Origin of the sequence: Brevundimonas sp., from assembly GCF_036402095.1 — a bacterium.
Taxonomy (GTDB): domain Bacteria; phylum Pseudomonadota; class Alphaproteobacteria; order Caulobacterales; family Caulobacteraceae; genus Brevundimonas.
In genome coordinates, this window is the sequence record NZ_DASWTO010000160.1 from 1 (window position 1) to 7,000 (window position 7,000).

At 70.5% G+C, this 7,000-nt stretch carries 8 protein-coding genes; 3 read left to right on the forward strand and 5 right to left on the reverse strand.

Annotated features, from left to right (window positions below; all coding sequences use genetic code 11):
• From VGD32_RS11035 to VGD32_RS11045, 3 genes are all read right to left on the reverse strand, one after another.
• Window positions 1-661, reverse strand: a 661-nt coding sequence (locus tag VGD32_RS11035) for a beta-ketoacyl synthase N-terminal-like domain-containing protein (protein ID WP_331031937.1), incomplete at its 3' end; no start/stop codon positions are given.
• A 55-nt stretch (window positions 662-716) separates the two neighbouring features.
• Window positions 717-1,247: a 3-hydroxyacyl-[acyl-carrier-protein] dehydratase FabA gene (gene fabA / locus VGD32_RS11040; protein ID WP_414644413.1), complete on the reverse strand. Its 531-nt coding sequence runs from the start codon at window positions 1,245-1,247 to the stop codon at window positions 717-719.
• 108 nt (window positions 1,248-1,355) lie between these two features.
• Window positions 1,356-1,919, reverse strand: a complete 564-nt coding sequence (locus VGD32_RS11045; RefSeq protein ID WP_331031939.1) for an SH3 domain-containing protein — start codon at window positions 1,917-1,919, stop codon at window positions 1,356-1,358.
• Between the two features lie 29 nt (window positions 1,920-1,948).
• On the opposite strand from VGD32_RS11045, the gene VGD32_RS11050 reads away from it, so the two are divergent.
• The gene (locus VGD32_RS11050; protein WP_331031940.1) at window positions 1,949-2,935 is read left to right on the forward strand and encodes a D-glycerate dehydrogenase; all 987 of its coding nucleotides are present in this window, start codon (window positions 1,949-1,951) and stop codon (window positions 2,933-2,935) included.
• 65 nt (window positions 2,936-3,000) lie between these two features.
• Window positions 3,001-5,064 carry a S9 family peptidase gene (locus VGD32_RS11055; protein ID WP_331031941.1) on the forward strand — a complete coding sequence of 688 codons (2,064 nt, stop codon included), beginning with the start codon at window positions 3,001-3,003 and terminating at the stop codon, window positions 5,062-5,064.
• On the opposite strand, the gene VGD32_RS11060 is transcribed toward VGD32_RS11055, so the two are convergent.
• A complete protein-coding gene (locus tag VGD32_RS11060; protein ID WP_331031942.1) occupies window positions 5,061-5,810 on the reverse strand; it encodes a molybdopterin-synthase adenylyltransferase MoeB in 750 nt (249 codons plus the stop codon). The two genes, VGD32_RS11055 and VGD32_RS11060, sit on opposite strands and share 4 nt — an antisense overlap.
• 31 nt (window positions 5,811-5,841) lie before the next feature.
• Window positions 5,842-6,231, reverse strand: coding sequence for a BLUF domain-containing protein (locus VGD32_RS11065; protein WP_331031943.1), 390 nt, complete (start codon window positions 6,229-6,231; stop codon window positions 5,842-5,844).
• 142 nt (window positions 6,232-6,373) lie between these two features.
• On the opposite strand from VGD32_RS11065, the gene hslV reads away from it, so the two are divergent.
• Window positions 6,374-6,937 (forward strand): ATP-dependent protease subunit HslV, encoded by a 564-nt coding sequence (gene hslV, locus VGD32_RS11070; protein WP_331031944.1) that lies wholly within the window; start codon window positions 6,374-6,376, stop codon window positions 6,935-6,937.
• Window positions 6,938-7,000: the final 63 nt, after the last annotated feature.

The following is a 7,000-nucleotide window of genomic DNA, read 5'->3' on the forward strand; positions in this document are numbered from 1 at the left end:
TGGCCGGGGTGTCGTTGAAGTTCGACGACATGGCGCCCATGGCGTCGAACATGTTCGACATCGACCAGTCGATATCCTCGCAGCCCCCGGCGAAGACCACGTCCTGCTTGCCCCAGGCGATCTGTTCGGCGGCCGCGCCGATGCAGTGGGCGCTGGTCGCGCAGGCCGAGCTGATCGAATAGTTGACGCCCTTGAGCTCGAACCAGGTCGCCAGAACGGCCGAGGGGCCGGAGGCCATGGCCTTGGGCACGGCGAACGGGCCGATGCGCTTGGGCGAGCCCTTGTCGATAGTGGTCTGGGCCGCCTGCAGGATCACCTGGGTCGAGGGGCCGCCCTCGCCGACGATGACGCCGATGCGGTCGGACTTGATCTCGTCGGGGGTCAGGCCGGAATCCTTCAGCGCCTCCTCGAAGGCGATATGGCCCCAGGCCGTCCCGTTGGCGAGGAAGCGGGCGGCGCGGCGGTCGACGTGCGGGGCCCAGTCGTCGGCCGTCACGCCGAGCGCCGGCGGGGCCCAGACCTGGGAGCGGAAGCCGTGGGCGGCGTGATCGGCGGCGTGCTGGACGCCGGATTTCGCCTCGCGCAGGGAGGCAGTGACCTCATCCTGGCCCGTGCCAATGGATGAGACGATACCCAGTCCGGTGACGACGACACGCCGCATGGTGCTTCCTTCTTGAACTCAGATCGCCGCGTTGCCCCGCGGTCTTTGAACGGGTTTAGCCGCCGACGGGTTCAGTCGCGCCGAACAGGCCGACGCGCATGTCGGTGGCCGTATAGATGGGGACGCCGTCGGCTTCGAGAACCCCGTCGGCGATGCCCATGACCAGGCGGCGGTTGATCACCCGCTTGAGGTCGATCTTGTAGACCACCCGCTTGATGTCGGGTGTGACCTGGCCAGTGAATTTGACCTCGCCGACGCCCAGGGCGCGGCCGCGGCCGGGGCCGCCGATCCAGCCGAGGTAGAAGCCGACCAGCTGCCACATGGCGTCGAGGCCGAGGCAGCCCGGCATGACCGGATCACCGATGAAGTGGCACTGGAAGAACCAGAGGTCGGGATGGATATCCAGCTCGGCCTCGACATAGCCCTTGCCGTGCGCGCCGCCGTCGCCGTTGATCGTGGTGATGCGGTCGAACATCAGCATCGGCGGGGCGGGCAGTTTGGCGTTGCCCTCGCCGAACAGCTCGCCGCGGCCTGAGGCCAGCAGCGCCTCATAGTCGAACGACGACGGAAATTTCGATTGGGTCACGGACGCTCGCATCTCAGAGGGCCGGCGGCGCGGACGCCGTTCCTGGCCGGTGTGGCCGCCGGGTTACACGAGCGCGGCAGCGGGCTCAACCACTGCCGTGGACGGCGGCTAGTCGCGCCGTCCCGGTCCGGCCGGCCGGGCCGCGTTGCACAGCGGCCGCTCCTGGGTTCCGAACACGGCGGACTGGCGCACCCATCCGCGAAGCCGTCCGGCGCGGACGCGGCACCATCCGTCCTCGCACTCGTCCATGGCCACCACCGAGCGGGGCGAGAGCCGGGCCCGCACGGGAGACGTGTCCGAGCGGCCGGAATGGATGGGGAGCTCACGGTCCGAGGCGTTGAACACGCTGCGGCGGCTGGAGACGACGCTGCGGTGGACCCAGGCCACGGCGCCCTCGGGATCACAGATCTTCCGCCACTCGGCGGTCTCGGCGATGACCTGCACCGGCAGGCCGGAGACCCGGTATTCCCACAGGATTCGATGGTCGAGGCCGGGGCCGAAGCGGGCGTGGACCTCGGACGACTTCAGCGACAGCCAGCGCGGCACCGGCTGGCCGCTGGGGGTCGGGCGGCCGTCGGGCATGGTCTGCGCCGCCCCGGCAAGCACCGCCGCGCAGACGGTGGCGGCCGTTGCAGCCAGCCTTTGGAAGCGGAGACGAGCTTTGCTAGACACGTGTCGGTCCGTGAAATCGAAGGCTCCGAATGTCCGCGTCCAGGCTTAAGGTCGTGTTAACCAGACGGCTGCCGGACGCGGTCGAGACGCGCATGCGCGAGCTGTTCGACGCCGAGCTCAACCTGACCGACACGCCGATGGACCGGCCCGCGCTGGAGGCGGCGGTGCGGCGGGCCGACGTTCTGGTCCCGACCATTACCGACGCCATCGACGCCGGCCTGATCGCCGCCGCCGGCGAGCGGTTGAGGATGATCGCCAACTTCGGCGCCGGGGTGGACCATATCGACGTCGAGGCGGCGGTGGCGAAGGGGCTGATCGTCACCAATACGCCCGGCGTGCTGACGGAGGACACCGCCGACCTCGCCATGGCCCTGATCCTCGCCGTCAGCCGCCGCATCGTGGAGGGGGCCCAGGTCATGGCCGAGGGCCGCTTCGAGGGCTGGACGCCGACCTGGATGACCGGCCGCAAGCTGTGGGGCAAGCGGCTGGGCATCGTCGGCATGGGCCGGATCGGCCAGGCCCTGGCGCGTCGCGCCAAGGCGTTCGGCATGCAGGTCCACTACCACAACCGCAAGCCGGTCCCTGAGATGGTCGCCGAGGCGCTTGGTGCGACGTACTGGGACGACCTCGACCAGATGCTGGCGCGGATGGACATCATCTCCCTCAACTGCCCGGCGACGAGGGAGACCCACCATCTGCTGTCGGCGGAGCGGCTGGCGAAGCTGCAGCCGCATGCGCTGGTGATCAACACCGCGCGCGGCGAACTGATCGACGAGGCGGCCCTGGCCGACGCCGTGGCGCGCCGGGCCATCGCCGGCGTCGGGCTGGACGTCTACGAGCGCGAGCCCGCGGTGCATCCCGGCCTGCCCGGTCACGCCAATGTCGTGCTGCTGCCCCATCTCGGATCGGCCACGCTCGAGGCCCGTCAGGACATGGGCGACCGCGTCATCACCAACATCCTGACCTTCCAGAACGGCCACCGCCCGCCGGACCGGGTGATTCCGGCCATGCTCTAGCCTCTCCGGGTTGACGCGCACCGGGCGCTCGCGGAAAGCTTGCGCGAGACACCGGGGGCGGGACCATGCGTATTGTTCGAACGATGACGGCCGCCTGCGCGGCCCTCTGGCTGCTGGGCGCGGCGCTGCCGGCGCGCGCCGATCCGCCGACGATCGCCGACTTCCTCGAGGATCCCGCCCTCGCTGCGGCCAGCCTGTCGCCGTCCGGGCGCTATCTGGTGTGGACGGTGCGCACCGGCGACCAGAGCGCGGTTCACATCCGCGACCTGCAGGAGAACACCGTGTCCGTCATGGGCGCGGGCTCGGCGCGCGAGCATTTCGGCGGGGTCTATATCGACTGGATCCGCTGGAAGACCGACGACCGGCTGCTGATCGGAATGACGCGATTCGAACTGCGGCGCTTCGGCGGACGGGAAGACGGCCGCGTGCGCGGATTCAGCTACGGGGAATCGGTTCTGTCGGTCGCGCGCGACGGCAGCGCGGTGGTGGCCCTCCAGGCGCCCGGAACCGAAGACGCCCTTCCCGGATCGGTGCTCGACACCCTGCGCGACAATCCCGACCACATCCTGATGAGCTACCGCGACGGCCGCGGTCGCCTGAACGTGGCGCGAGTCAACATTCTGAGCGGCGCGGCCGAGAAGACGGTCGAGGGCCACCGCCGGGTGCTCGACTATCTCACCGACCGCGACGGGGCCGTGGTCGGCCGCATCGCCTGGCGCGGCGCCGACGGCCGGGTCATGTTGATGGAGGCGCTGAACCCGGACGGCGGCTGGAGCGAGGTCTACCGCCTCCGCCGCGACGAGGTCCGCAACCTGCCCGACTACGACTTCCTCGGCGCGACGTCCGAGCCGGGCAAGATCTACGTCGCGGTCCGGCCCGAGGCGGCGGAGGGTGAAAGCACCGCCGGGGTGCACGTGTTCGACTTCGCCACCCGCACCATGGGCCCGACGATCTGGCGCAATCCGCAGTACGACGTGTCCGGAATCCTGCTGGACGCGGACTCGCAGGAGCTGGTGGCCGGCTGCTACTGGGCCGACATCTACCGCTGCGACTTCAACGACCGTCGCGAGGACGCCGTGATGACCGGCATCCGCCGCTTCTTCGGGGACGGCTGGAGCGTCAGCGTTGTCTCGCAGGCCCGGGATGGCTCGCGCTGGCTGGTTCAGGCCTCGGCCCCGAACAATCCGGGCGAATACTACATCTTCAACGTCGCCGAGCGGCACATGGAGTTCGTTGGCTCGATCTATCCCCGGCTGCAGGAAGCGCAGCTCGGGACGATGCAGCGGATCGACTACACGGCCGCGGACGGACAACCGCTGTTCGGCTATCTGACCCGGCCGCCCGGCGCCGCGGCGGATGCGGCCCTGCCGCTGGTGGTCATGCCGCACGGCGGGCCCGAGCTGCGCGACTACCTGACCTACGACCAGTGGGCCCAGTTCCTCGCCACCCGGGGCTACCAGGTGTTCCAGCCGAATTTCCGGGGCTCCGCCGGCATGGGCAAGGCCTTCGCCGAGGCGGGCTACCGCGAGTGGGGCGGCCGGATGCAGGACGACGTCACCGCCGGCCTCGAACACCTGATCGGCCAGGGACTGGCCGACCGCGGCCGGGTCTGCATCGTCGGCGCCAGCTACGGCGGCTACGCGGCCCTGCAGGCCGGCGCCAGCCAGGCCGACCTCTACCGCTGCGTCGTCTCCGTCGCCGGGCCCAGCGACCTCGTCTCGATGCTGCGCTGGGAGCGGGCCGAGGCGGGCGCCGATTCCGACCGCTACGACTACTGGCTCAAGTCCATCGGCGATCCGCGCGAGGACCGCGAGCGGCTCGAGGCGGTCTCGCCGCTGCAGCACGCCGCCGACTGGCGCCTGCCCGTGCTGCTGATCCACGGGGATGCCGACGACGTGGTGCCGGTCAGCCAGTCGCGGGACATGGAGCGGGCTCTCAGGCGGGCCGGCAAGGACGTGCGGCTCGTCGTGCTGGAGGACGCGGGCCACTCCAACTGGTCGACGCGCAACGACACGACCGCCCTGACGGAGGTGGAATCCTTTCTCGCCCGGCATCTCCCCGTCGCGACCGCGGCGGCGACCACGGCGGCGGCGGAGCCGTCGGATGTCGGGGCTCCGGCGGCCGACTAGGCCGTCAGGTCCGGTCCGCACACGGGGCAGGCCGGGTCCGCCGCGACGCCGACCGCGCGCGCGGTTCCGGCGAGGCCGTCGTAGATCAGCAGCCGGCCGGTCAGCGCCTGGCCCGCGCCGGTGATCAGCTTGATCGCCTCGAGGGCGGCCATGGATCCGACCACGCCGGCCAGCGCCCCGACCACGCCGACCCGGGCGCAGGTCTCGGCGTCGGGCGGGGTCTCCGGCACCAGACAACTGTAACAGGGACGGCCGGCGAACACCCCGACCTGTCCGCTCCAGCGGCCCAGGGCGCCGGAAACGAGCGGACGCCCGGCCGCGACGCAGGCGGCGTTGACCGCGAACCGGGCGCCGAAATCGTCGGTGCCGTCGATGACGACGTCGCAGCCCTCAAGCAGCCATGCGGCGTTGTTCGAGGTCAGCCGTTCCGGCGCGTCCTCGATCTCGACATGGGGGTTGAGGGCACCCAGCCGCCGCCCGCCGGCCTCGACCTTCAGATCGCCGATGTCCGGGTCTGAAAAGGCGATCTGGCGCTGCAGGTTGGACAGGCCGACCACGTCGTCGTCGATCAGCCGCAGGGTCCCTACGCCGGCCGCGGCCAGGTAGAGGGCGGCCGGAGCGCCGACCCCGCCGAGGCCGACCACGGCCACGCGCGCCGCCCTGAGCCGCTGCTGGCCCGGCCCGCCGATCTCGGCCAGCACCAGGTGGCGCGCATAGCGCTCGATCTCGTCGTCGGAAAAGTTCACCCGCCCCAGTTAGGGCGTCCGGGGCCCGCCGTCACGCCGCCTTGCGGATATCCAGCAGAGCCTCGGCCTCGCGCGCGGTGACGCGGGACAGGCAGGCGAGGCCGAGCCGGCCGAGCAGGGCGGCGGGATCGCCGCACAGGCCCATGGGCTCGTCGATGCTGCGGGCCTTGACCGGCGCGTCGACCAGAATGCGAAAACCGGTATGGCGCGGATCGTCGATCAGGCGCCGGACGAGGCGGTCGACATCGGCCCGCGCGCCCTCGACGACCTGCAGGATATGGCCCTGGTGGAACATCACGCAGCTGGTCAGGTGATCGCGGCGGTTGTTGCGCTCGGACACGCCGAGAATCTGGACGATCGACAGTGTGGAGGCGCCCGTCGCGCCGACAGCTTCACTGGCGTAGATGACGCGATGAAGCACGTCGATTCCCTCATATGGCGAGATGTGGGGCAAGGAATGTTAATGTAACGGATTACATTGGTCAGAATATGGCCAAGCGTAGCCGCTGGGCCCGCGTCTGTTTCGCCTTGCCGCGCTGCATTCCGGTCTCCATCTGGGGGCCATGACGCACGACACCACAGTTTCCGCATCGCCCGGCTGGCACGGCACCACCATCCTGGCGGTGCGCAAGGACGGCCGCACCGTCATCGCCGGAGACGGCCAGGTCTCCATGGGGCCGACCATCGTCAAGGGCGGGGCGCGCAAGGTGCGGACCCTGGCCGGCGGCAAGGTGCTGGCCGGTTTCGCCGGGGCGACCGCCGACGCCTTCACCCTGATCGAACGGCTCGAGGCCAAGCTCGAGCAGTACCCCGACCAGCTGGCGCGGGCCTGCGTCGATCTGGCCAAGGATTGGCGCACGGACCGATATCTGCGCCGGCTGGAGGCCATGCTGCTGGTGGCGGACCGCCATTCGATCTTCACGGTCACCGGCGTCGGCGACGTGCTGGAGCCGGAGCACGGCGTGGCGGCGGTCGGGTCCGGCGGCAATTTCGCCCTCGCCGCGGCGCGGGCCCTGCTGGACCATTCCGACATGGGCGCCGAGGAGATCGCCCGGAAGGCCATGGCCATCGCCGCCGATATCTGCGTCTACACCAACGGCAACCTGACGGTGGAGACGCTGGGGTAGGCGTGGGCCCGGGCGGCCTTTCGGCGAATTAACGGGACATCGGTCCGCCGCTGCGCTCCCATC